We start from the raw sequence: 24,213 nt of genomic DNA on the forward strand, positions 1-24,213 counted from the left end.
CGGGACGCGGGGCGCGCTGGTCGCCGCCGCCCTGCGGGCCGGGACGCGGACCCGGACGGGGACCGCCCGGACGCGGAGCGCCGGCGCCGGGAGCGGCACCGGGACGCGGCGCGGGCTTGGAGCCCATACCGGAGGCGTTGGACGCGAACGGGTTGTTGCCCGGACGCGGACCGGACGTGCGCGGGCCCGGACGGGCACCGCCGCGCTCGGGACGGTCGCCCCGCTGGGGACGCTCGCCGCGCTCGGGACGGTCGCCCCGCGGGGGGCGCTCGCCGCGCTCGGGACGTGCGCCCTCGGGACGTGCGCCTTCAGGACGTCCACCCTCGGGACGCCCGCCCTCGGGGCGGGGCTCCTCGGAGCGCACGCCCTCGGGCCGGCCTGCCGGACCACCGGGCTTGGGCGCACCGCCGGGGCGGGCACCCGCTTCGCCGCGGGGGGCCTTGGGGCCGGGCTTGGGCGCGCCGGGACGCGGGGCGGACTCGCCCTGCGCTGCCGACGGCTTGGGCGCGGCCGGACCCGGCTTCGGGCCGGGCTTGGGAGCGGGCCCCGGCTTGGGGGCCGCACCCGGCTCGGACGCGGCGCGGGGGCCGGGCTTGGGAGCCGAGCCCTTCCTGCCGCCGTCGGAACCGTTGTTGAAGGCTTCTTGGAGGCGTCGCACGACGGGGGCCTCTATCGTCGAGGACGCCGAACGGACGAATTCGCCCATCTCGTTGAGCTTGGCCAGCACGGCCTTGCTCTCTACACCGAACTCCTTGGCGAGTTCGTACACCCGGACCTTCGCCACTACTCTCCTTCAGCTTCGGTCCGGGACATGGGCTTGTGCCGGACCGTCGTTAGCTCGAGTTACTCATCGCTGCGTACTCATCAGGCGCTCATCGCAATCTCGACCTGCTTCCTCATCGCTACACAACAATGGGTCGGTACTCGCGTGCCGACACAGCACTGGTACGCCGACCTCGGTTATGACAACCCGGAGACCGGCCCAGACATTCCAACCCTATCGGGAGCGGTAACCCTATCCGCCACGAGGGGCGGCATCGAGCAGGGCCTCTACGGGTGAGAGGTCCCACCCGGCGTCACCCGCTCCCCTCCGGTAGGCGCGGGACCATACCCTGCGACGCTCGGCGAGCTCGAGGCACCGCCGGTCGTCGTGCAGGTAGGCGCCACGCCCCGGACGTCGACCCCGGGTGTCGGGCATGATGGCCGTGCCCACAGCCACCAGCCGCACGAGGTCGGACTGGACTGCCCGAGACCGGCACCCCACGCATGTGCGCACAGGGCCGTCGGGACCGTCTCCGGCCACCATATCGCGTCGGGGCATCGCCGCGACCCGATTAACCGGCCGCGGCGGCGTCGTCGCCGTCGGTTCCGTCACCGTCGGCGGGACCGCCGGCGGGTTCGGCGTCGGAGCGGATGTCGATGCGCCAACCGGTCAGACGGGCGGCGAGGCGGGCGTTCTGGCCCTCCTTGCCGATCGCCAGGGACTGCTGGTAGTCGGGCACGACGACCCGCGCGACACGCGCGGCCATGTCGAGGATTTCCACGGAGTTGACCCGCGCCGGGGACAGGGCGTTGGCCACGAACGCGGCCGGGTCGTCGGAGAAGTCGACGATGTCGATCTTCTCTCCGTGGAGTTCCGCCATCACGTTGCGGACACGGCTGCCGAGCGGACCGATGCAGGCGCCCTTGGCGTTGACCCCGCCCCGGTGCGACCGGACGGCCATCTTGGTGCGGTGGCCAGCCTCCCGGGCGATCGCCGAGATCTCGACGGTGCCGTCGGCGATCTCGGGCACCTCCAGCTCGAAGAGCTTGCGCACCAGGTTGGGGTGGGTGCGCGAGAGGGTGACCGACGGACCCCGGTGGCCCTTGCGGACCTGGACCACGTAGGCGCGCAGCCGCTCCCCGTGGGTGTAGGTCTCGGTGGGGACCTGCTCCTGCGGGGGCAGGACCGCTTCGAGCTTGCCGAGGTCGACCAGCACGTTCCGGGGGTCCTTGCCCTGCTGGATGATGCCGGAGACGATGTCGTGCTCCCGCCCGGCGAACTCGCCCAGGGTGAGCTCGTCCTCGGCGTCCCGCAGTCGCTGGAGGATGACCTGCTTGGCGGTGGAGGTCGCGATGCGGCCGAAGCCGGACGGGGTGCCGTCGAACTCGCCGACGACCTCGCCCTCCTCGTCCGTCTCGGACACCCACACGGTCACGTGGCCGGTCGAGCGGTTGAGCTCCACCCTGGCCTTCTTGTCGGGTCCCTCTTCGCGGTGGTAGGCGATCAGAAGCGCGTCCTCGATGGCCTTGGCCACCAGCTCGACCGCGATGTCCTTCTCGCGCTCCAGGCTGCGCAGGACACTCATGTCAATATCCACGGGGCTCCCCCTCTAGTCCGCCGCGTCGGTGTCGGCTTCGCGACGGAATTCCACCTGGACCCTGCCCGGGCCGAGCTCGGCGTGGGCGAGGGTGCGGGGCCGGCCCTCGACGTCGAGGGTGACCCCCTCGTCGTCGGCGTCGGTGACCCGGCCGGTGACGTCGCCGCCCCCGGCGAGGGCGGCCTTCACCAGCCGTCCACGGGAGCGCCGCCAGTGGCGCGGCTGCGTCAGCGGACGGTCCACCCCGGGCGAGGTGACCTCCAGGACGTAGGGCAGCTCGCCCATGACGTCGGAGGCGTCCAGCGCGGCGTTGACCTCCTGGCTGACCTCGCCGACCCGGTCCAGGTCCACCCCGTCGTCGGAGTCGACGACGACGCGCAGGACCCGGCGCTTGCCCGCCGGTGTCAGCTCGACGGCCTCCAGGTCCAGTCCGGCCTCGGCCAGTACCGGCTCCAGCAGCTCGGCGATGCGCTCTTCGCGTGCCTGCGCTCCCATGTGGTGTCTGCCCCTCCAGCGGAGAAATCCCGCCCGCTCGGCCTCGGGCCGGTGTACGGGGCGGTCCAGCTCTGTACGTAGTCTGCGACTGAACGGTCCGCCCCCTGAGGGACGCGGACCGACCGCGCGTCGCGTGCGACGGCGGTTGTGCTGCAAGGGTATCCACACCCGGGCGTCCTCCAGGTCGCCGTCGGTGTCGGGGAGGCGCCGCGGAGTGGCCCCGGGAGGCGGGAAAGCCCGCGTGGAGGGGTGTGTCGGCCCGGGCCGGGCCCCGCGCGGACCGTGGAAAGATGGGGCCGTGGCCGTCCCGGACGGCCGTCGTGCCGGCGAGGGACGGCACGGGGCACGGAAGGAGAGCACGTGGGCCAGGTGAACGGCTGCGTCAGCCGCCGCACGGTGCTGGGCGCTGCGGTGGCCGGAGCGGCGGTCGCGGGTCTGGCCGGGTGCGGCGAGGCGGAGTGGTACCCCGCGGACGTGACCCCGGACGAGTACGTGCTCCGGTCGGTGATCCGGGAGAAGGAGCGGACGGTGTCCCTCTACGAGGCCGCGATCTCCGGCGGGACGGGGCCGGCGGACCTGCTGGAGCGGCTGCTGGAGCACCACCTGACCCATGTGGACGCGCTCGTGGAGTCGCTCCCCGAGGGTGCCTCCCCCACACCTCCCGCCGACCCGGCCGGGGGCGGGGAATCCCCTCCGGAGGGCGGGCCCGCGCCCGGCGGGGTGCTGGACACCGCGGGGCTGCGCCTGCTGGAGTCGGCCGCGACGAGTGCGCGCCTCGACCAGGCCGCGGCCGTGTCCGACCCCGGCCTGGCCCAGCTGATCAGCGGCATCGGCGCCTGCGAGGCAGGACACGCGTACCTTCTGGCCCGGGCCTAGGCCCGGCCTTCCCGCACGGCATCCACGAACCTGAAGGCGGTACTGGTGAGCGAGAGTCCCGTGTCCACCCCGGGCGGGGCGGACCCCGGCGCGGACCCCGGCCCCGACGCGCTGGCCGAGGCGCTGAGCGCGGAGCACGCGGCGGTGTACGGGTACGAGTTCGTCGGCGGTGCCGCCGGGGACCGGGACCGGCGCGAGCGTGCCCTGGAGGCCGCCCAGCAGCACAAGGCCCTGCGTGACGCGCTGCGTGCGGCGGCGGTGGAACGCGGCTTCGGGGCGCCCTCGGCGCTGGCGACGTATCCCCTGCCGGAGGGGCGCGACGACGACGGCTTCGACGCCTTCGCGGTCGGGCTGGAGGAGACGGCGGCGCGTGCGTACCTGTGGCTGACGGCGTCGGGCGACGCCGGTCTGCGGTCGAGGGCCGCGCGCGCCCTCCAGGAGACGACGCTGCGGGGCCTGGAGTGGGGCGGGGAGCTGGACGCCCTCCCCGGCTTCGAGACCGCCTGACGGGAGCACGAGCGAGGGGCCGGGGATCTGCTCCCCGGCCCCTCGACCCCGGTCGTCCCGGCCGCCGCCCGCGGGGCGGGAGCCCTTGGGCGTGTCCGGGCGGCGCCCGCCGGGCGCGCCCTAGCCGCGGCAGGCGGCGACGGTGCGGTCCACGATCTCGGCCAGGGCGACCTCCTCGCGGTCGCCGGTGGCGCGGTCCCGCAGCTCCACCAGGCCGTCCTTGAGCCCGCGGCCGATGATGACACCGGTCGGGATGCCGAGCAGTTCGGAGTCGGTGAACTTGACGCCCGGCGAGACGCCCTTGCGGTCGTCCACGAGGACGCGCAGTCCGCGTGCCTCCAGCTCCGCGCCGATCCGCAGGGCCTCCTCGATCTGCTCGCCCTTGCCGGTGCCGACCACGTGCACGTCGGCGGGCGCGATGGCGCGCGGCCAGACGATGCCCTTGTCGTCGTGGGACTGCTCGACGACGCAGGCGACGGCGCGCGAGACGCCGATCCCGTAGGAGCCCATGGTGATGCGCCTGGGCTTGCCGTCGGCTCCGAGGGCGTCCACCTGGAAGGAGTCGGTGTACTTGCGGCCGAGCTGGAAGATGTGGCCGATCTCGATGCCGCGCGAGGTGTACAGCGTGCCCCGCCCGTCGGGCGAGGGGTCGCCGTCGCGGACCTCGGCGACGTCGATGACGCCGTCCGGGGTGAAGTCGCGCCCGGCCACCAGGCCGATGACGTGGTGGTCGGCCCTGTCCGCGCCGGTCACCCACGCGGTGCCGGTGACCACGCGCGGGTCGACCAGGTAGCGGACCTTGTTGTCCAGCAGGGCGAGGGGGCCGATGTAGCCCTTGGCCAGGAAGGGGTTGGCCGCGAAGTCGGCCTCGTCCAGGAGCGCGACCTCGGTGGGCTCCAGTGCGGCCTCCAGGCGCTTGAGGTCGACCTCGCGGTCGCCGGGCAGGCCGATGGCCAGCAGCTTCCACTCCTCGGCGCCGGGCTCGCGGGTCTTGACGAGGAGGTTCTTGAGGGTGTCGGCCTCGCTGAAGTCGCGGCCCAGCCCGGCCCCGTTGAGGAAGTCCACCAGCGTCTGGATGGTCGCGGTGCCCGGGGTGTGGTGCACCACCGCCTCGGGCAGCCCCTCGACGGGCAGCGCCGGGGGCGCCGGGGTGGCGACGGCCTCGACGTTCGCGGCGTAGTCGGACTCCGTGCTGCGCACGAAGGTGTCCTCGCCGCTCGGGGCCACGGCCAGGAACTCCTCCGAGGCGGACCCGCCCATGGCCCCGGACGTGGCGGACACGATCACGTACTCCAGCCCGAGCCGGTCGAAGATCCGGATGTAGGCGGCGCGGTGCGCCTCGTAGGAGGCCCGGAGGCCCTCGTCGTCGATGTCGAAGGAGTAGGAGTCCTTCATGTGGAACTCGCGGCCGCGGAGCACGCCCGCCCGGGGGCGCGCCTCGTCGCGGAACTTCTCCTGGATCTGGTACAGGACGACGGGGAAGTCCTTGTAGGAGGAGTACTCGCCCTTGACCAGGAGCGTGAACAGCTCCTCGTGCGTGGGGCCGAGCAGGTAGTCGGCGCCCTTGCGGTCCTTGAGGCGGAACAGGGTGTCGCCGTACTCCTCCCAGCGGCCGGTCGCCTCGTAGTACTCCTTGGGCAGGAGGGCGGGCAGGAGGACCTCCTGGCCGCCGATGGCGTCCATCTCCTCGCGCACGACGCGGGCGACGTTGTCCAGGACCATCTTGCCCAGGGGCAGCCAGGAGTAGATGCCGGGGGCGGCCCGGCGCACGAACCCGCCGCGGACGAGGAGCTTGTGGCTCGGCACCTCGGCGTCCGCCGGGTCCTCACGCAGGGTGCGAAGGAACAGGTTCGACATCCGCAGCAGCACGGCCACTCCTCGGTGAACACGCCCGTGGGGCGTGGGGATCAGGACTAGGGGAGTCCCAGGCTAGCGGTAGTGCGGACGCGTTCGCGCGTGGGTTGCGCGAGCGCTCCCGCCCGTACCTAGGCTTGGTGGCCGGCGATCCGGGCGGCGGGCGCGGCCGGCGCAGGGGCCGGCGGACGCCGCCGACGAACGGGGAAGAGCATGGGCAGACGCGGTACTCGGGACACGGGACCCGACGGGGCCGGGGAGCCGGAGGGCGTTCCCGGGACGGAGCTGCTCGCGGACGCGGACCGGTCCGACTCGTGGTTCCTCGTGGTGGAGGGGACGCCGCAGTCCCACGTGGACCTGTCGGACCCGTCCTACCTGGACTTCTCGTACATGCGGCGGATCGCGCACGCCGCCGACCTCGTCGCGCCCGCGGGCGAGCCGATCGACGCCCTGCACCTGGGCGCGGGGGCACTGACCCTGGCCCGGTACGTGGCGCACACCCGCCCCGGCTCGCGGCAGCGCGCGGTGGACGTGGACGCCCCTCTGGTGGAGATGGTGCGGCGGCGGCTGCCGTGGGACCGCAGGGCGCAGCTGCGGGTGGGGATCGGCGACGCCCGCGAGTGGATCGGCGCCCGGCACGCCGACAGCGCGGACCTCGTCGTCAGCGACGTGTTCGCGGGGGCGCGCACGCCCGCGCGTCTGACCTCGGTGGAGTTCTACGGGGAGATGGCGCGCGTGCTGAGGCCCGGAGGCCTGCTGGCGGTGAACATCGGCGACGGCCACTCCCTGGAGCACACCCGCGCGCAGGCGGCGACCGCCCGCGCGGTGCTGCCGCACGTGGCCCTGACCGCCGCGCCCGCCATCCTGCGCGGGCGCCGGTTCGGCAACCTCGTCCTGGTGGCCGGGCACCGGCCACTCCCCTCGGAGGACCTGGGCCGCCGCGCGCACCGCGACCCGGAGATGGCCCGGCTGCTGGAGGGCGGGGATCTGGACCGCTTCGTCTCGGGCCGCGCGCCCGTCCACGACGCGGACGCGGTCGACTCCCCCGCGCCGCCGGACGACGTGTTCTGAGCCCGCCGCCGGTCCCCGGCGCGGACGGCCGGAACCGGCCGCCGCTCCCGGCGGACGGGTTCCCGGGGACGCGGGACGCGTACTCCGGGGGGAGTACGCCGACACGCGAAGTGCACCCCTGAGGAGGACGCGCGACCCCGGGGGGTGACCGTACCGTCGTGGGTGTGGCAGCACTACTCCCGCGCCCGACGCGCACCGACGCCTGGCTCGCCCTGGTCCTGCTGGTCCTGTCCGCGGGCAGCACGCTCGTGGTCGAGTGGGTCGACCCCGTCCCCACCGACCGCGAGCTCTGGCCGTGGGGGTGGGCCCTCGTCCTGGGGGCGTGCCTGCCGCTCCTGTGGCGAACCGCCTTCCCGTGCGTCGTGGGCCTGGTCTCGATCGCCTCCGCGACCGTCTACTACCCCCTGGGCTTCCCGGACGGCATGGTCGTGCTGTGCACCGCCGTCATGCTCTACACCCTGGTCCGCTGGGGCTACCGCGTGTTCGGGTGGACGCTGGGCGTCGGCCAGTTCGCCGCGGTCAACGCCTACGAGCTGCTGGTGAGCGGCGGGTTCCGCTTCGAGGCGGTGGGCATGGTCGCCTGGGTCCTGCTGCTGCTGTGCACGGGCGAGGTCGTGCGCTGGCGCCAGGAGTACCTGCGGGCCGACCGCGAGCGCGCGGTCGAGGCGGGCCGCACGAAGGAGGAGGAGGTGCTCCGCCGGGCGTCGGAGGAGCGGCTCCGGCTGGCCCGGGACGTGCACGACACCGTCGCGCACAACATCTCGCTGATCAACGTGCAGGCCGGCACCGCCCTCTACCTCATCGAGACGGAGCCCGGGCGCGCCGCGGAGGCCCTGGCCACCATCAAGCAGACCAGCAAGGACACCCTGACCGAGCTGCGCGGGATGCTGGGGGTGCTGCGCGCCGTGGACGAGGCCGCGCCGAGGTCGCCGGTCCCCGGGCTCGACCGCGTGGGCGAACTCGCCGAGGGCACGCGGACCGCGGGGCTCGACGTGGAGGTCGAGGTCGTCGGAGCCCCCGCCCGCCTGCCCGTCAGCACCGACTCGGCCGCCTACCGCACCGTGCAGGAGGCGCTCACCAACACCGTGCGCCACTCCGGCGCGACGGCCGTCCGGGTGCGGATCGAGCACGGGGCGTCCTCCCTGGTGGTCGAGGTGACGGACGACGGCCGCGGCACGGTCGGCCCCCCGGTGCCGGGCAACGGCATCACCGGGATGCGCGAACGCGCCGCCCTGGTCGGCGGCACGGTGGACGCGGGCCCCCTGGAGGGGGGAGGATTCCGGGTGCGGGCGCGGCTGCCGTCGGGGCCGGCCGGGCCGGGACAGCCGGACTCCACCCCGCCGGACGTGCGCGGCGCGTCCGGCGCCGACGAAACGAGGACGCCGTGATCAGGGTGCTGCTCGCCGACGACCAGGCCCTGGTGCGCGCGGGTTTCCGCGCACTCCTGGACAGCGCCCCCGACATCGGGGTGGTCGCCGAGGCGGGTGACGGCGAGGAGGCGGTCCTGCTGGCCCGCGCGGAGCGGCCCGACGTGGTCCTGATGGACATCCGCATGCCCGGTGTGGACGGCCTGGCCGCCGCCGGGCGCATCCTCGCGGACCCCGGTCTCTCGGAGACGCGGATCGTCATCCTCACCACGTTCGGCCTGGACGAGTACATCTTCGAGGCGCTGCGCGCCGGGGCCAGCGGGTTCCTGGTCAAGGACACCGAGCCCCGTGACCTCCTGCAGGCGGTCCGGGTCGTGCACGCGGGCGAGGCGCTGCTCTCGCCGGCGGTCACACGGCGGCTGATCGCCGACTACGCCCGCCGCCCGCCCGGCGCCCCGGCCCCCTCGGTCCGCCTCAACGGGCTCACCGACCGCGAGCGCGAGGTGGTCGCGCTGGTCGGGGGCGGGCTGTCCAACGAGGAGATCGCCGCCCGGCTGGTGGTCAGCCCTGCCACGGCCAAGACCCACGTCAGCCGCTCCATGGTGAAGCTGGGCGTGCGCGACCGCGCCCAGCTGGTCGTGATCGCCTACGAGACGGCCCTGGTCACGCCGCGGTGGAGCCGGAACACCTGACCGGCCCGCCCCCGGCCCTCCCCCGAGGGGTGCCGGGGGCGCCTCGGGGTCTCCCCCTACACCCGCGGGAGTACGGGCGGGGCGGCGCGTACCCCGGGGGGCGGCCGCCCGGTGCCCCCTCCGGGACGATGCGCCCGCCGCTGCCGTCGTCGGATCCTTGGCGTGTCCCCACCGCCGAACGCGAGGCCCGACGATGTTCGAAGACCCACTCCTCCTGGCGCGGCTCCAGTTCGCGCTGACCGCCGCCACGCACTACATGTTCGTGGCGCTGACGCTCGGGCTCGCCCCGTACATCCTCACCACCCAGTTCCTGGGCGCCCTGCGCGGCGACCGCTCGCGGATGACCGCCGTGCGCTTCTGGGGAGGCCTCTACCTCGTCAACTACGGCATGGGCGTCCTGTCGGGCCTGGTGATGGAATTCCAGCTGGCCCTCAACTGGAGCGGACTGCACGAGGTGTTCGGCTACACCTTCGCGGCGCCGCTGGCCCTGGAGACGATGACGGCGTTCTTCGTCGAGTCCACCTTCCTGGGGCTGTGGATCTTCGGCTGGGACCGCATGGGCCGGTGGGCCCACCTGTCCTGCTTCGCGGTGGTCACCGTGACGGCCTACGCCTCGGCGTGGTGGGTCCTGGTCTCCAACGGGTTCCTGCGCAACCCCGTCGGGTTCGAGGTCGTGGACGGCGTCGCACAGCTGACCGACCCGGTCGCCCTGATGACGAACCCCGCCGCCACGGCGGCCTTCGGACACGTCGCCGGCGGCGCCATGACCGTCGGCGCCCTGGTGGTGGCCGCCACCAGCGCCTACCACCTGGTACGGCGCGACGACCCGTACGGGATCTTCCGGCGGGGCATCCGCTACGCCGCGGTCGTCATGTGCGTGGCGCCGGTGTTCGTGGTGGTCTTCGGCGGCGTCCAGTTCGAGCTCTTCGGCGAGGCCCCGCCCACGAGCGGCCTGACCCACACCGCCGAGGAGATCGCGGCGATCGAGGCCGCCTCCCCCGGCGGACCGCTCCTGAACGGCGTCAACGCGACCGCCGACGGCCTCATGATGAGCATGTGGGCGGTGATGTTCCTGCTCGGCCCGCTCATGCTGCTGGCCTGGCCCCTCGGCGGCCTGGACCGGTGGCGGTGGTTCCTCGCCCCGCTGGTCGCCACCCCCTTCGCCCCCTACCTGGCGAGCATCGGCGGCTGGGTGTTCCGGGAGACCAACCGGCAGCCGTGGACGGTGGTGCACCACCTGACCACCGCGGACGCGGTGACCCCCATGCCCCCGGGCGCGGCCGTCCTCTCCTTCGCCTTCTTCACCGTCGCGTTCGCGGTCCTGGCGGCCGTCACCTACTGGCTCCTGGTGCGGTACGCCCGGCGCGGCCCCGACGGCGGCCCCCTCGCGGAGCGCCGCGAGGAGGAACCGGGCGAGTCCGCCGATCCCGTCCCCACGTTCTGAACCAGGGAGCACCACCATGGACGTCCTGTCCCTCGCATCCTCCGCCCTGCTCGCCCTGCTCGTCGTGGGCCACCTCGTCCTCGCGGGCTCCGACATCGGCCTGGGCATGCTGATGCCCCACGTGGCGCGCGGTCCCGGGCAGCGCCGCCGCGTGGTCGCGGCGATCGCCCCCTACTTCCTCGCCTCGGAGGTGTGGCTGGTCGCCGCCGTCGGGGTCATGGCGGGGCTGTTCCCCGTGCTGGAGCACCACGTCGTCGCCGAGCTGCGGCCGGTGATCGCGGTCCTGCTCGCGGCGTGGCTGGTCCGGGACGCCGGTCTGTGGCTGCGCGCCCGCGTGGACCGGCCCGGCTGGCGCCTGGCCTGCGACGCCGCGGTCGTCGCGGGCAGCTGGACCGTCGCGGCGATGTGGGGCCTGGCGGTCGCGGGGCTGCTCACCGGCGGCCTCACGGCGAGCGCGTTCACCGTGCTGTGCACACTCGTGGTGACGACCCTGTTCGCGCTGCGCGGGGCGGCCTTCGGCGCGGAGCGCCTGGTCGGTCCGACCGACGCGGAGAGCGCGGACGTGGCGGCACGGGTCACCCGCCCGCTGTCCCGGCTGGCCCTGGGCGCGACGGCGGCGGCCGCCGCGGCCGCACTCCTCCCGGGCGGTCCGGAGCCCGCCCCGGCCCTGCTCGCGGCGGCCCCGGTCGCGGTGCTCGCGGCGGCCCTGGCGGCGACCAGCGGCCTCGCGGGGCCGATGCTCTCCCGGCACACGTCGGCGCTCGCGATCGCCGTTCCGGGCCTCATGGTGGCCTGGGCCGCGCACCTCCCGTCGTCGCCGGTCCCGTCCGTGACCGGGATGTTCGTCTGGGCGATCCTCCTTCCCACAATTCCGGTCATGCTCATCGGCCAGGTTTGGCTCTACCGAATGACGCGCCGACCAGCGGCCGGGGCGACCTTCTTCGCCTGACCCCGGGCGCCGCTGCCTCCCAGCTCGCCGCGGTCGCGGACAGCCGGTGACGGACGTGTGCACGCCGGGTCACGGCCCGGCAGGGCCCCATGGCGGGTTGGGGAGGCCCGGGAGGGGGCACGCCAGCTTGCGGGAGACACGCCCGCGACGCCCCTCCCGTCCCGGGGGGATACCCGGCGTGATCGCGCGCGGGCGCTGCCGAGCCCCGAGGAGTGACTGTGACCTACCCCCTGACCACCCCTCCGGACCTGGCCGGATGCAGCTGCGGCACGGGCTGCGGATGCGGATGCCAGAGCGGCGGTTCCTGCAGCTGCAGCGGCGGCTGCGGCTGAGGACCGCCACGAGACAGCGGGCCGCCCCCTCGGGGGCGGCCCGCCCGCGTTCCCAGCGGGCCACACACCCCCGACAGGTCGCGACAACGGGCGAGTCCGGAGATACGCTGTGTCACTACGTGAAGCTGCGTATCCACCCACCGGGGGAGATCAGCGATGTCACCGTTCACCACGCCGGCGCCGCGGAGGGGCGGCCTCTCCGAGCACGCGAGGCTGCTCCGGTGCGTACAGGGCATCCAGGAACGCTCCGTGCGGGCGGTCCCCTGGGAGCCGGACACCGTCGGCCTCCCGGACGGCGGCTCCGACAGCGCCCTCGCCAGGATCAACGACGTCGCCTTCTACGCGAACGCCCGCGACGAGGTGGCCGCTCTGGCAGGCGTCTGCGCGGACCTGCTGCGGCTGCACCGGCCGGAGGAGCGGGAGGGCGCCGACGGGCACCGCTGCGGGGGGTGCCGCCAGACCTGGCCCTGCCCCACCTTCGCCGAACTCGCCCGCCTCCTGGGCTGAGCGGCGCCGCGACGGACGTCGCCCGCCGGCGTCGGGGCGCGATCCGACGTCGACGGGCGACGGTCCTCTCTCACCTGCCCGTCCGCTGACGACCGGCGACCGAACCGCCGGGCGCCCTCACCGGGCCAGGCATACGCAGAGGTTAATACTGGAACGCGTTCTACCGCAAGACCCGCGTAAAGAACTCGTGCAAGAAGGACATGGGGCCGACTCGACGCCCTGCCGGGTGCAACAGGATCTACCGACGACCGCGGGCGCGGCGGGGCCGGGGGCCGCACGGCGGGCGCCCCGGCCGCACCGCCGGACACGGGCACAACGCCGCGGAGAACGGGGCGGGAAGGGTGCGGGGCGGAGGGTCCGCCCCGGCGGGAGCCCTGTCGGCGCGGGGCGGGCGGGGCGGAAGGCGCGGGGCGGGCGGGGCGGAAGGCGCGACACCGGCCGGAGGGCGGGAGGCGCCGGACCGGAGACGACCGGTCGGCGCGGGGTCGGCGCCGGCTCCCCGGGGGGCGGGGCGGCCGGGCCCAGGGGCGGGGGACAGCCCCTGGGACCGGCTTCGGGGGGCGGCAGGGCGCAGCGGCCCGGAAACCGCCGAGAGTGGTGCCCTCCCCGTGCGCCGAGGCGCGCCCTGCTCCACAGACGTTAACGATTCAGCGGTAACACGAACACCCTCCTTCAGATAACCGGAACGTCTCGATTCCTCCCGGCCATATCAGGAGACACGCGCTGAACTGCGGTGACACAGAGCCATGGCGCCGTTTCACTCCCGAAACCCCAGAAATCACAGAACTCCCGGGAGCCCCGGCGGGGCACGCTGCGGCCCCTTGGGGCGGACTCCACCGACAAAAGGCCGACATCCATAAAACCGGAAAGGGAAACAATCCGTGACTTCCCATGGAAAGGTTGCACGGGGTTGCGATTCCGGATCCGAGCAAGTCGTTTGCACCCCGGGCGTCCGCCCGGGCCGTGCTCAGCTTATTCGCGTGGCCAGCAGATAGGCGGAGGGGTTGTCCGCGTCAACGATATCGGTGACCCTCCACACCTGCCCTCCCACACTGAACACATCTCCTACGTGGACGTCGATCATGGGCGTGGGTCGCCACTCCTTCGGTCCGCCGATCTTGGCCACCGGTCGGCCTTCATCGTCGATCCAGAAGCTTCCCCCACCGACCGGGCCGCCCGCGAAGCGGTCGTTCCGGCCGTAACTGATCTTCTCCTGCGCGCCGACTTCGTGAACCACAGTGGATTCAGTCCCAACCGTCTCGGTTTCCGTTGAAAACGCAGCCATGTTAACGCGGTCCAGGCAATTGCGCATGGCGATTTCGCGTCTGGCCGACGTTTCAGAAGAATAGCTGACAAAGGTAATGCGCGGGCCGGGACCAAAGTCCCGACCCGCGCAGGAAACCGTCCTTGCCGAAAAACCTCAGTCCCGGTCGGCCGTGCCCCGTCCGCCCTTGAGCCGTCCCACCAGGGTCTCGAACGCCGAGCTGAAGGGGTGGTCGTGCACCATGTAGGTCCACGTCATCGACGGGCGCTTGACCCCCACCCCGCTGACGTCGAGCTCGCCGTCCTCGGCCTCCAGCTCCTCGAAGCTCTCCGCGGCACGGGCGCGCGCGTCGTCCAGGAAGCCCTTGAACACCGGCACGGCGTCGCGGTTGAACTCGTCCAGGGGGTCGCGGCGCCCGAGGAACCGGAGGTGGATGCCCTCCCGCAGCTCCGACAGGAACGCGTTGTGGTCGGTCCAGCCCCGGTCCAGGTGGTACAGGGTGATGAGCCGGGCCGCCTGGGCGACCTTCTCCTCCCCCACCTCCTCCACGAGCGCCCCGTGGTGCTTCTTGCGGTCCAGCCCGATGTGCCGGTCGCCCTGGTCCCCGGTCAGGACCATCTCGCGGTGCTCCAGGACCACGTCGCGCTGGACGTCGATCAGCTGGTTGTACCGCCAGGTGTTGCGGTGGATCTCCAGCAGCTGCCCCTCGGCGACCCGCTGCGCGTGGTCGACCATGTGCAGCCATCCGCTGTCGGTGATCTCGCCCTCGGCGGTGGTCTCGTACCCCGTGGTCTCGGGGGCGTTGTTCACCACCAGGTCGTCGTCCATGCTGACGAAGAAGATGGAGTCGCCCGGGTCGCCCTGGCGTCCCGCGCGTCCGCGCAGCTGCCCGTCCAGGCGGCTGCTGGGGTAGCGGCCGAAGCCCATCACGTACAGTCCGCCGGTCTCGACGACCCGTTCGCGGTCGGCCATGTCGCTGCCGCCCAGACGGATGTCGGTGCCGCGACCGGCCATCTGGGTGGAGACGGTGACGGCGCCGTGGGTGCCCGCCTCCGCGATGATCGACGCCTCGTCGGCGTCGTTCTTGGCGTTGAGGACCACGCAGTCCAGGCCGGCGTCGCGCAGGCGTTTGGCGAGCAGCTCGGACTCCGCGACGTCCTGGGTCCCGATGAGGATCGGTCTCCCGGACTTGTGCACCTCCTCCGCCTTCGCGACGAGGGCGTCCTCCTTCTCCTCGCGCGTGGCGTACAGGCGCGTGCCGTGGTCCTCGCGCACGTTGGGCTTGTTGGAGGGGATGACCGCCACCTCCAGCTCGTAGAACTCGCGGAGCTGCTCGGCCACGGCCATCGCGGTGCCGGTCATACCGCCGCGCGTGGGGTAGCGGAGGACCAGCGACTGGACCGTGATGGAGTCCAGGACCTCGCCGGTCTCGCTGACCGCGACCTTCTCCTTGGCCTCGACGGCGGCCTGGAGGCCGTCCGGCCACCGCTGGAGGAGGGCGATGCGGCCCCGGGACTCGTTGATGAGCCGGACCTCCCCGTCGCGCACCACGTAGTGGACGTCGCGCTGGAGCAGCACGTGCGCGTGCAGGGCCAGGTTGACCTGCGGGAGGACCGACGTGTCGTCCTCCGAGTACAGGTCGACCCCGCCCAGGGCCTTCTCGACGGCGTCGATGCCGGCGTCGGTGAGCTGGACGTTGCGTCCCTCGCCGTCGATCTCGAAGTGCAGGCGGGGCTTGAGCCCGCGGACGATGTCCGCCATCTCCACGTCGGCGGCGACGCTCTCCGCGGCCCCCGCGAGGACGAGCGGGACCCGGGCCTCGTCGACGAGGACCGAGTCGGCCTCGTCGATGATCGCGATGTTGGGCGGGGGCACGACGCGGTCGCCGATGTCGGTGACCATGCGGTCGCGCAGGACGTCGAAGCCGAGCTCGCTGACGGCGGCGTAGGTGACGTCGCAGGAGTAGGCGGCGCGGCGCTCCTCCTTGGTGGAGTCCTCGGTGATCCACCCGACGGTGACGCCGAGCATGTCGTAGACGGGGCGCATCCACTCGGCGTCGCGCCGGGCCAGGTAGTCGTTGACGCTCAGGAGGTGCACGCGCTGGCCTCGCAGCGCGAAACCGGCCGCGGCGAGGGCGCCGGCGAGGGTCTTGCCCTCACCCGTCGCCATCTCCGCGACGTGGCCGTCGAGCAGCGCCATGACACCGAGGAGCTGCACGTCGAAGGGACGCTCGTCCAGTGAGCGCCGGGCGGCCTCGCGGCCGACGGCGCACAGCGACACGAGGTCGTTGCGATCGTAGGGGAGTTCGGCGTTGCCGAGTTCGATGGCCTTCTCCGTCAGCTCGGTGTCGTCGAGCTCACGCAGACCATCCTCCTCGGCTTCGATCGCCGACAGGAGCTTGGTATAGGGCCGCAGGTCCACCGCACCGGGCTTGCCCAGTAGGCGGCGGACGCTTTCCGCCATTCGTCCGAACACCACCACAGGGTAACGCCGGACACAACCCCTTGGAGAACCCCGGGGCGCCCTCGTGCCGGGCGGGACCGGGGGCCCGGCCCCCGTGCACGGGGCGCCCGCGCGTCACACGAGCTGGCGGCGGGTGCGCTGGCGTGCCTCGACGGCCATGGCGTGCTTGACGAGGGTCATCAGGACCCGGACGACGGACTGCTTGTCGCGGGCGTCGCAGTAGACGACGGGCACCTCCGGGGTCAGGTCGAGGGCGTCGCGCAGCTCCTCCGCGCTGTACGGGGCCTCGGGGTCGAACTCGTTGACGGCGACGACGAAGGGCAGCCGGTACTGGCGCTCGAAGTAGTCGAGCGCCTGGAAGGTGTCCTCCAGGCGGCGCGTGTCGGCCAGGATCACCGCGCCCAGTGCGCCGCGGACCAGGTCGTCCCACATGAACCAGAACCGCTGCTGGCCCGGGGTGCCGAACAGGAACAGGGTCAGGTCGGTGTCCAGCGAGATCCGCCCGAAGTCCATCGCGACGGTGGTGCTCGTCTTGTCCGGGGTGTGGGAGAGGTCGTCGACACCGGCGCTGGCGGCGGTGACCGCGGCCTCGGTACGGACGGGCGGGATCTCCGAGACAGCGCCGACGAACGTGGTCTTCCCGACCCCGAAGCCCCCGGCGATGATGATCTTGGTGGACAACGCGGTGGGGGCGTGGACGTTGTTCGTGCTGTTGGCTGGATCGATCACAGTTAGTCCTAGCGAGAGTGCCGGGCCAGTACGGACGATACGGCTCACACGGCCCGGTCCTGAGGGGTGCGGTGTGCTCCCGGGGTCCGAACCCTCTCGGGAGGCGCCGCCCCTGGAACCTAACACCGGAAAGAGGCCGCTAACGGCGTTTTGGGAACAGTGGTGCAAGAGACCACATTCACGGCTGCGCAAGGCCCTGCGGACCCCGGGACAGCGGGAACGGCCACGGGGCCCGAGCCGTCCCGTGGCGGCGGGTCCGCACCCCAGGACCGGCCGTAACCAGGTAAGCACAGACTTCTACCCCGGAAGGTCGACTTTACGACATTGTGAGCGGTCATTTTCGGCCGCTTTCGGCCGCGCCGATCCCTGTCCGGAGCCGTCCACGGAGTCTACGGTGGAGGACAGGGCCCCCGCGCCACGACGCTGTCGCGGTGCGGTCGCGGTACGGACTCCTGGCACGAGGACGCGACCGCCGCGGGAGCCCCCGCGGCGCCCCGGGGCGGCCGCGCACCGACGTCTCGCTCTTCGGCGTCGGTCCGGTCGACGCCTCAGGTCGGCGTTCCGGCGCCCCACCGGCCCACAACCGTCCACGTGGGCCGGTGGCGGCTGGACCGACCCGCGCACGCCCCCGCCCCGCCCACCGCGAGGACCCCTCCGCGAGGGCCCCGCCGCACGGGCCCCGGGGACCCGGCGCGCCCCGGCCGCTCCCGGGACCGCTTCCCCTGGTTGGCCGTAGGATGGGCTCGCCCTCCCCCCGCCGGACCCGCACGCGCGACCCCGCGCCGCCGTCCGGCCGGGGCGAGCCGAACCGACCCGACCCTCCCAAGGGAGCCGAGAAACCCACATGTCCGATCAGCGCGTCGTCCGCCCCACTCCCATCAGCGGTTTCCCCGAGTGGACCCCACAGGTCCGGGCCGTGGAGCAGCGTTGGCTGGACCATATCCGGGCCGGGTTCGAGTCCTTCGGCTTCGCGTCGGTGGAGACCCCCTCGGTGGAGAACCTCGACGTGCTGACCGCCAAGGGCGAGACCTCCCAGGAGGTCTACACCCTGCACCGGCTCCAGGCCGACGCCGAGGACGACTCCGACGCGCGGCTCGGACTGCACTTCGACCTCACCGTGCCCTTCGCCAGGTACGTCGCCCAGCACTTCAACGAGCTGACGTTCCCGTTCAAGCGCTACCAGATGCAGCGCGTCTGGCGGGGCGAGCGGCCCCAGGAGGGGCGCTTCCGCGAGTTCACCCAGTGCGACATCGACGTCATCAACGTCGACTCCGTCCCCCTGCACTTCGACGCCGAGCTCCCCCGCATCGTCCACCGCGTGCTCAGCGGGCTGGACATCCCCGCCTGGACGCTCAACGTCAACAACCGCAAGGTCCTCCAGGGCTTCTACGAGGGCCTCGGGGTCAAGGACCCGGTCGCCGTCATCCGCGCCGTCGACAAGCTCCACAAGATCGGCGACGGCGGCGTGCGGGACATCCTCCTGGCCGAGGGCCTCGGCGGCGAGCAGGCCGACGCCTGCCTCGCCCTGGCCCGCGTCAAGGGGTCCGGCGAGGAGGTCGCCGCCCGGGTGCGGGAGCTCGGGATCTCCTCCGACCTGCTCGACGAGGGGCTCGACGAGCTCGCCTTCGTCATGGGAGACCTCGCCGACCTGCCCGAGGGCGCCGTGGTCGCCGACCTGTCCATCGCCCGCGGCCTGGACTACTACACGGGCACCGTCTACGAGGCCTCCTTCGACGACGACCCCGGGTACGGGAGCATCTGCGCGGGGGGCCGGTACGAGGACCTCGCCGGGCAGTTCATCCGCCGCAGGCTGCCGGGGGTCGGCATCTCCATCGGCCTCACCCGCATCTTCGCCAAGCTCGTCGCCGAGGGGCGGATCACGGAGGGGCGGACCTGTCCCACCGACGTCATGGTCGTGGTCCCCGGCGCCGAGCGCCGACGGGACGCCCTGCTCACCGGCGAACTGCTGCGCTCCCGCGGGTTCAACACCGAGGTCTTCCACTCCACCGCCAAGGTCGGCAAGCAGATCCAGTACGCCGCCAAGAAGGGCATCCCCTTCGTGTGGTTCCCCCCGTTCAACGCCGACGGCGCCCACGAGGTGAAGGACATGGGGTCGGGCGTCCAGGGTCCGGCGGACCCCGGTACCTGGTCCCCCGACTCCGGCGCGGACAGCGCAGGGTAGTCGACCCGTAGCACCCCATCGACCGGCATGGGCGGTTTCCGGCCGCTCATGCCGGAACCGGCCATCAGCGAGACAGCCCGGGGCGGGGGATGCCAGACTTGGAACGGCTTTCTCCGCGTCGACGCGTCCCCGGGCGTGCCCCGCGGGCCGATTCGGAGTCCTACTGATCGAGGCCATGTCTCATCCTCGCCACAACCTGCCCCTGTCCGCCGGCGAGTTCATCAGGTTCGTCGGGCGCGAGCGCGACATCGTCGACCTGAGCCGCCTCCTCAACACCGCCAGGATGGTCACCCTGACCGGAACCGGCGGCATCGGCAAGACGCGCCTCGCCCTCCACCTGGCCGAACGCGTGATGCGCCGGTTCCCCGACGGCGTCCGCTTCATCGACCTCAGCGAGTCCTCCACCCACGACCAGGCACTGCGCACGGTGGCCAAGAGCCTCCAGGCGGTGGAGGACGACGAGCGCACGATGACCGACGCGATCATCACGTCGCTGCGCACCCGCGACCTCCTGCTCCTCCTGGACACCTGCGAGCACGCCGTGGGGCCGATGGCCCGGCTGTGCCAGGCGGTCCTGCGCGACTGCCCCCGGGTACGGATCCTGGTCACCAGCCGCCAGCCCCTGCACGTCCCCCAGGAGAGCATCTGGCGGGTGCCGCCGCTCTCGCTGCCCGCACGGGCCACGCCCACCGACCCCTACGCGGCCGACCCGGCGCCCATCCCCCGTCGCGACACCCAGCGCTACGAGTCGGTGCGCCTGTTCGTCACCCGCGCGCACGCCGCCCGCGCGGGGTTCGAGATGACCAGGGAGAACTCCGGCTACATCGCGGAGATCTGCCGGATGCTCGACGGGATGCCCCTGGCCATCGAACTGGCGGCCGCACGGGTGCGGGTGCTGTCGGTGCAGCAGATCCTGCGCCGCCTGGACGACCGGTTCCAGCTCCTGACCAGTGACGGCTCGGGCGACCTGCCCCCGCGCCAGCGCACCCTGCGCGCGGTCCTGGAGTGGAGCCACGACCTGCTCACCGAACCGGAGCGGCTCCTCCTGCACCGGCTGTCGGTCTTCTCCACCTGGTACCTGGAGGCCGCGGAGGACGTGTGCTCCGGCGAGGGCGTCGACGCCTCCGACATCCTGCCGCTGCACTTCTCCCTCCTGGACAAGTCCCTGGTGGTGGTGGACACCGAGATCGACGGCACCGCGCACTACCGGCTGACCGAGACGGTGCGCGCCTACGCCGCGGAGCGCCTGGCCGAGGACGGGGACCTGGACGCGCGCTGGGAACGCTACCTCCGCTTCTCCGTCACGCGCCTGGAGGAGGGGGCCAAGAGCTTCCGGGCGCCGCTGGCGTGGAGCGAGCGCCTGTCGTACCTGAGGCTGCTCGACCACCACCGGGAGAACCACTCGCGCATGGTGGAGTGGGCGCTCTCCCAGGGGCGCGTGGACGACGCCCTGAGGGTGTGCGTGTCGCTGCGGCCGTACTGGATGGTGCGCGACCTGGCCTCCGAGGGCAGCCGCGTCCTGGAGCGGGTCCTCGCGGCCGACCCGGACGACCAGTCCCCGTCCCTGCGGGCGCGGGCCCTGGCCCTCCAGGCCGAGCTGCGGCTGGAGCTGGACCCCGCTCCGCGCGTGTCCACGCTCGCCCGGTGCGCGCTGGAGGCCGCGCGTGCCTGCCGCGACGCGGGGGCCGCCGCCTCCGCCCTCACGACCACGGCCTCCCTGGCCCTGCGGTCGGGCCGGCCGGACGAGGCGCTGGAGCACGCCGAACGCGCGGGGCGCTGGGCCGAGCGGGTCGACGACCCGATCACCGAGGGGACGACCCTCGGGGTGCTGGCCCAGGCGGCCAGGCGGGGCGGGGAGCCCGACCGGGCCGTGGCCCACCTGGAGCACGGCATCACGCTGGCGGAGGGCCTCGGCGACCGGTGGAGCGTGGCCCGCGGCCTGCACGGGCTGGGCTCGATCGCCGCGGAGCGCCGGGACCTCGCCCGGGCGCGGGACCTGTTCACCGAGGCGCTGGCGGTCTTCGGCGAGCTGGAGGCGGCCCCGGCGACCGCCCGCTGCGCGCGGGACCTGGGCCGCCTGTTCCTGGCGGGGGGCGAGCCCCTCAAGGCGCGGGAGCCGCTGTCCACGTGCCTGCGGGTGAGTTTCACGTCCGGCCGGCGGATCGCGGTCGCCCGCGCGTTGGAGGCCCTGGCCGAGCTCGCGCTCGCCGAGGACGAGGCCGAGAGGGCCGCCGCCCTGGCGGGCGTGGCCGCCGGCCTGCGCACCTCCCTGGACCGTCCCTCGGCCGAGACGCTGCGGCTGCGCTCCTGTGTGGAGCGCCTCGTGGGCGGCGCCCGGACGTCCGAGGCCTGGAACGCGTGGCGGTCGCTGCCCCTGGAGCAGGTGCGCGACCGGGCCCTCGCCTTCCCCCGGCCTCCCGCCCCGAGGGCCTCGGGGCCGGAGTCGCTGACGCCCCGGGAACGGGAGATCGCCGAACTCGCCGAGCGGGGCCTGTCCAACCGCGAGATCGCCGAGCGGTTGACCATCAGTCAGGCCACTGCGGCCAGACATATAGCGAACATCTTCAGAAAACTCTCGATTTCCTCCAGGACGCAGTTGACCGGTTGGGCTGCTTCCCGCGACGGTGGCTGAGAGGGGCCCGATCGCCCGGTAGCACTTGCACAGTGCGCGTGCACCCGCTAAGACAGAAACCCCGACCTCCACCGCACCCCTCGATGACGTCCCCCTTGCCCACCGACCCCTCAGCCCTGGTGAGGAACCCCCCGACCGCCCCTACCTGTGAAGGCCATGGCACCTTTGACCGCGCCAGCGCGGCACAACCTCCCCCGACCGGGCACCGGCTTCGTCGGCCGTGAGCGGGACCTGAGCGACCTGCTCCGCCTGCTCGGCTCCAGCCGGTCCGTCACCCTGTGCGGAACCGACGGCATGGGCAAGACACGGCTGGCCCTGCGCCTGGCCGAGCAGTCGACCGTGTCCTTCCCCGACGGGGTGTGGCTGGCCGACCTCACCGACGCCCACACGACGCTGGAGGTCTACGCGCGGGTGTGCGCCGCGGTCGGCGTGATCGAGGAACCCGGGCAGCCCCTGGCGGCCACGGTGGCCGAGGCGCTGCGCTCCCGGCGCCTCCTGCTGGTGCTGGACTCCTGCGAGCACGTCCCCGACGAGGTGACGGAGGTCGGCGAGGCCCTGCTGGCGGCCTGCCCGGCGCTCTCCATCCTCCTCACCAGCGAGGAGCCCGTCCGGCTGGCGGGCGGGACCGTGTGGCGGATGACCCCGATGGCGCTTCCGGTGGCCGCGCGCAACGCCCCGCCGCCGGACCCCGCCGCGTCCGACGCGGTCCGGCTGTTCCTCGACCGCGCCCGGGCGCGCGACCCCCGCTTCTCCGCCACTCCGCAGGAGACGGAGACCGCGGCCGTGGTCTGCGACCTCACGGGCGGGGTGCCCCTGGGGATCGAGGTGCTCGGGGCGCTCGCGCCCGTCGTCGGGCCCGGCGCGCTCGCCGAGGGCCTGCGCGCCCACCTGGCCTCGCCCGAGTTCCAGCCGGGGCCGGGCCAGGCGATCTCGCGCAGCCAGGTGCTGCCCCTGGTGCTGGACTTCGTGTACGTCCACCTCCCGGAGCCGGAACGGGTGCTCCTGCGGCGCCTGTCGGTGTTCCGGGGCTGGGACCTCGAACTCGCCGAGCAGGTGTGCGCGGACGAGTCCCTGCCCGAGTCGGCCGTCCTGGATCTCCTGACGTCGCTGCTGGACCGCTCGCTGATCACCGTGACCGGTGAGTTCGAGGGCAGGGTCCGCTACAAGCTGCCGGAGGCGGTGCGCCGCTTCGCCGCCGGGCGCCTGGCCGCGGCGGGGGAGGCCGACCTCTACCACGAGCGGCTGCTGGACCGGATGCTCCGCCTGGTCGAGGACCTGGGCCTCAAGCTGGAGTCGAGCCGGCCGATGCCCTGGAGCGAGCGCGACGCCGGCCGTCAGCGGGTGATCGCCGAGTACGACACCCTGCGCTCCCTGCTGGGCTGGACCCTGTCCCGCGGCGCTGCGGAGTCCGGGCTCCGGCTGTGCGTGAGCCTGGTCGCGCACTGGGTGAGCCACCAGTGCCACGCCGAGGGCGCCCACTGGATGGACCGGCTGCTGGAGCTGGAGGAGTCGGACAAGGCGCCCTCGCGGGCGCGGGCCCTGGTCGCCCGGGCCCAGCTCGCGCGCGTGCGCCGCGACCACGGCCTGGCCGTGGCGCTGGGCGAGGAGGGGCTGCGGCTGTGCCGCGAGGCCGGGGACGACGCGTTCGTGCGCACCGCGCTCAACGTGCTGGCCCTGGTGGAGGTGCGCGACCGCGTGTCGGACCAGGCCGCGGTGCGGGTGGAGGAGGCGCTGAGGCTGTGCAGGGAGGCCGGTGACCAGTGGGGCGAGGCGATCGCGCTGGGGACCCGCGCGGCCCTGGTCGCCCAGCAGGGCGACTACCCGACGGCGGACCACCACTACAACGCGGCCCTGACCCTGTTGCGGGGCATCGACCACCGGTGGGGCGTGGGCGTCACGCTCATCGGGCAGGCCCGGGCCGCGGAGGCCAACAACGACCTCATCACCGCCGACCGCTGCTACCGCGAGGCGCTGGACACCCAGCGGATGATCGGAGCGGCGGCGGAGGAGGCGCGCTGCCTGGCCGGGATCGGCCGTGTGGCGCACGCGCAGGGGTCAACGAGCCAGGCCTACGACTACCTGAGCGAGGGGCTGCTCCTCAGCCACTCGACGGGGCAGCGGGCCGAGGCCGCGCGTGCGCTGGTCGCGATCGCGCGGGTGGTGTTCGGCGCCGGGCTGCGGGAACCGGCCTGCCGCCTGGCCGGCGCCGCGACGGGTGTGCGCGGACAGCTGGGCCTGGCGGTGCACGAGGCCCCGTGGCCGTTCACGGACGTGGAGCGGGTCCGCCGGCGCCGCCGCCAGCTGGTGTCGTGGTGGGAGCAGGGCCGCGGGCTGGACCTGTCCGAGGTGGTCCGCGAGGCCGAGCGCCTGGCCGAGGAGGGGCGGGGGGGCGGCGGCCCCCCCCCCCCCCCCCCCCCCCCCCCCCCCCCCCCCCCCGGCCCCCCGCCCCCCGGGCCCCCCCCCCCCCCCCCCGGGGCCCGCCCGGGCCC

General features: G+C 73.6%; 19 protein-coding genes. 11 read left to right on the forward strand and 8 right to left on the reverse strand.

The window, feature by feature from the left end:
* The 4 genes from ACWGL3_RS19350 to rimP all read right to left on the reverse strand — a co-directional run.
* On the reverse strand, positions 1 to 784 hold a 784-nt coding region (locus ACWGL3_RS19350), incomplete at its 3' end, for a translation initiation factor IF-2 N-terminal domain-containing protein (RefSeq protein WP_452461632.1).
* Between the two features lie 231 nt (positions 785 to 1,015).
* Positions 1,016 to 1,321, reverse strand: a complete 306-nt coding sequence (locus tag ACWGL3_RS19355; RefSeq protein WP_352986073.1) for a YlxR family protein — start codon at positions 1,319 to 1,321, stop codon at positions 1,016 to 1,018.
* Positions 1,322 to 1,334: 13 nt separating this feature from the next.
* On the reverse strand, positions 1,335 to 2,348 hold the full coding sequence (nusA, locus tag ACWGL3_RS19360) for a transcription termination factor NusA (RefSeq protein ID WP_267948443.1): 1,014 nt from the start codon (positions 2,346 to 2,348) through the stop codon (positions 1,335 to 1,337).
* Between the two features lie 24 nt (positions 2,349 to 2,372).
* Positions 2,373 to 2,855: a ribosome maturation factor RimP gene (gene rimP, locus ACWGL3_RS19365; protein ID WP_267948442.1), complete on the reverse strand. Its 483-nt coding sequence runs from the start codon at positions 2,853 to 2,855 to the stop codon at positions 2,373 to 2,375.
* Positions 2,856 to 3,215: 360 nt separating this feature from the next.
* On the opposite strand from rimP, the gene ACWGL3_RS19370 reads away from it, so the two are divergent.
* Positions 3,216 to 3,731 (forward strand): ferritin-like domain-containing protein, encoded by a 516-nt coding sequence (locus ACWGL3_RS19370; protein ID WP_267948441.1) that lies wholly within the window; start codon positions 3,216 to 3,218, stop codon positions 3,729 to 3,731.
* Positions 3,732 to 3,776: 45 nt separating this feature from the next.
* Positions 3,777 to 4,238, forward strand: a complete 462-nt coding sequence (locus tag ACWGL3_RS19375) for a ferritin-like domain-containing protein (protein ID WP_267948440.1) — start codon at positions 3,777 to 3,779, stop codon at positions 4,236 to 4,238.
* 120 nt (positions 4,239 to 4,358) lie between these two features.
* Here ACWGL3_RS19375 and ACWGL3_RS19380 read toward each other — a convergent pair whose 3' ends face one another.
* Positions 4,359 to 6,095: a proline--tRNA ligase gene (locus ACWGL3_RS19380; RefSeq protein WP_267950268.1), complete on the reverse strand. Its 1,737-nt coding sequence runs from the start codon at positions 6,093 to 6,095 to the stop codon at positions 4,359 to 4,361.
* Between the two features lie 210 nt (positions 6,096 to 6,305).
* Between ACWGL3_RS19380 and ACWGL3_RS19385 the strand changes: the two genes are divergently transcribed.
* The 6 genes from ACWGL3_RS19385 (at position 6,306) to ACWGL3_RS19410 (ending at position 12,454) form a co-directional block, all read left to right on the forward strand.
* Positions 6,306 to 7,163: a spermidine synthase gene (locus tag ACWGL3_RS19385; RefSeq protein ID WP_267948439.1), complete on the forward strand. Its 858-nt coding sequence runs from the start codon at positions 6,306 to 6,308 to the stop codon at positions 7,161 to 7,163.
* A gap of 164 nt (positions 7,164 to 7,327) precedes the next feature.
* Positions 7,328 to 8,551, forward strand: coding sequence for a sensor histidine kinase (locus ACWGL3_RS19390; protein ID WP_267948438.1), 1,224 nt, complete (start codon positions 7,328 to 7,330; stop codon positions 8,549 to 8,551).
* A complete protein-coding gene (locus tag ACWGL3_RS19395; RefSeq protein WP_267948437.1) occupies positions 8,548 to 9,222 on the forward strand; it encodes a response regulator in 675 nt (224 codons plus the stop codon). The genes ACWGL3_RS19390 and ACWGL3_RS19395 overlap by 4 nt, the downstream gene beginning before the upstream one ends.
* 193 nt (positions 9,223 to 9,415) lie before the next feature.
* Entirely contained in the window at positions 9,416 to 10,666 is a 1,251-nt protein-coding gene (locus ACWGL3_RS19400; RefSeq protein WP_267948436.1) for a cytochrome ubiquinol oxidase subunit I, read from the forward strand.
* A gap of 16 nt (positions 10,667 to 10,682) precedes the next feature.
* Entirely contained in the window at positions 10,683 to 11,615 is a 933-nt protein-coding gene (locus tag ACWGL3_RS19405; RefSeq protein ID WP_267948435.1) for a cytochrome d ubiquinol oxidase subunit II, read from the forward strand.
* Positions 11,616 to 12,103: 488 nt separating this feature from the next.
* Positions 12,104 to 12,454 carry a hypothetical protein gene (locus ACWGL3_RS19410; RefSeq protein WP_267948434.1) on the forward strand — a complete coding sequence of 117 codons (351 nt, stop codon included), beginning with the start codon at positions 12,104 to 12,106 and terminating at the stop codon, positions 12,452 to 12,454.
* Positions 12,455 to 13,421: 967 nt separating this feature from the next.
* Here ACWGL3_RS19410 and ACWGL3_RS19415 read toward each other — a convergent pair.
* The 3 genes from ACWGL3_RS19415 to ACWGL3_RS19425 all read right to left on the reverse strand — a co-directional run bounded on the left by ACWGL3_RS19415 (position 13,422) and on the right by ACWGL3_RS19425 (position 16,910).
* Positions 13,422 to 13,691 (reverse strand): DUF6406 domain-containing protein, encoded by a 270-nt coding sequence (locus tag ACWGL3_RS19415; RefSeq protein WP_267948433.1) that lies wholly within the window; start codon positions 13,689 to 13,691, stop codon positions 13,422 to 13,424.
* 183 nt (positions 13,692 to 13,874) lie between these two features.
* Positions 13,875 to 16,181, reverse strand: a complete 2,307-nt coding sequence (gene secA2 / locus ACWGL3_RS19420; RefSeq protein ID WP_267948432.1) for an accessory Sec system translocase SecA2 — start codon at positions 16,179 to 16,181, stop codon at positions 13,875 to 13,877.
* Between the two features lie 114 nt (positions 16,182 to 16,295).
* The gene (locus ACWGL3_RS19425) at positions 16,296 to 16,910 is read right to left on the reverse strand and encodes a GTP-binding protein (protein ID WP_267948431.1); all 615 of its coding nucleotides are present in this window, start codon (positions 16,908 to 16,910) and stop codon (positions 16,296 to 16,298) included.
* An 844-nt stretch (positions 16,911 to 17,754) separates the two neighbouring features.
* Here ACWGL3_RS19425 and hisS point away from each other — a divergent pair.
* The 3 genes from hisS to ACWGL3_RS19440 all read left to right on the forward strand — a co-directional run.
* Positions 17,755 to 19,092, forward strand: a complete 1,338-nt coding sequence (gene hisS / locus ACWGL3_RS19430) for a histidine--tRNA ligase (RefSeq protein ID WP_267948430.1) — start codon at positions 17,755 to 17,757, stop codon at positions 19,090 to 19,092.
* Between the two features lie 175 nt (positions 19,093 to 19,267).
* Positions 19,268 to 21,724 carry an ATP-binding protein gene (locus ACWGL3_RS19435; RefSeq protein ID WP_267948429.1) on the forward strand — a complete coding sequence of 819 codons (2,457 nt, stop codon included), beginning with the start codon at positions 19,268 to 19,270 and terminating at the stop codon, positions 21,722 to 21,724.
* A 165-nt stretch (positions 21,725 to 21,889) separates the two neighbouring features.
* Positions 21,890 to 24,213, forward strand: a 2,324-nt coding sequence (locus ACWGL3_RS19440) for an ATP-binding protein (protein WP_452461633.1), incomplete at its 3' end; no start/stop codon positions are given.

The sequence above is a fragment of the Nocardiopsis sp. NPDC055824 genome, assembly GCF_053616335.1.

Coding starts and splice junctions, on each gene's coding strand:
- ACWGL3_RS19355 (WP_352986073.1), bottom strand. CDS start 1,321: ATGCCCCGACGCGATATGGTGGCCGGAGACGGTCCCGACGGCCCTGTG.
- nusA (WP_267948443.1), bottom strand. CDS start 2,348: ATGAGTGTCCTGCGCAGCCTGGAGCGCGAGAAGGACATCGCGGTCGAG.
- rimP (WP_267948442.1), bottom strand. CDS start 2,855: ATGGGAGCGCAGGCACGCGAAGAGCGCATCGCCGAGCTGCTGGAGCCG.
- ACWGL3_RS19380 (WP_267950268.1), bottom strand. CDS start 6,095: ATGTCGAACCTGTTCCTTCGCACCCTGCGTGAGGACCCGGCGGACGCC.
- ACWGL3_RS19385 (WP_267948439.1), top strand. CDS start 6,306: ATGGGCAGACGCGGTACTCGGGACACGGGACCCGACGGGGCCGGGGAG.
- ACWGL3_RS19400 (WP_267948436.1), top strand. CDS start 9,416: ATGTTCGAAGACCCACTCCTCCTGGCGCGGCTCCAGTTCGCGCTGACC.
- ACWGL3_RS19405 (WP_267948435.1), top strand. CDS start 10,683: ATGGACGTCCTGTCCCTCGCATCCTCCGCCCTGCTCGCCCTGCTCGTC.
- ACWGL3_RS19410 (WP_267948434.1), top strand. CDS start 12,104: ATGTCACCGTTCACCACGCCGGCGCCGCGGAGGGGCGGCCTCTCCGAG.
- secA2 (WP_267948432.1), bottom strand. CDS start 16,181: ATGGCGGAAAGCGTCCGCCGCCTACTGGGCAAGCCCGGTGCGGTGGAC.
- hisS (WP_267948430.1), top strand. CDS start 17,755: ATGTCCGATCAGCGCGTCGTCCGCCCCACTCCCATCAGCGGTTTCCCC.
- ACWGL3_RS19435 (WP_267948429.1), top strand. CDS start 19,268: ATGTCTCATCCTCGCCACAACCTGCCCCTGTCCGCCGGCGAGTTCATC.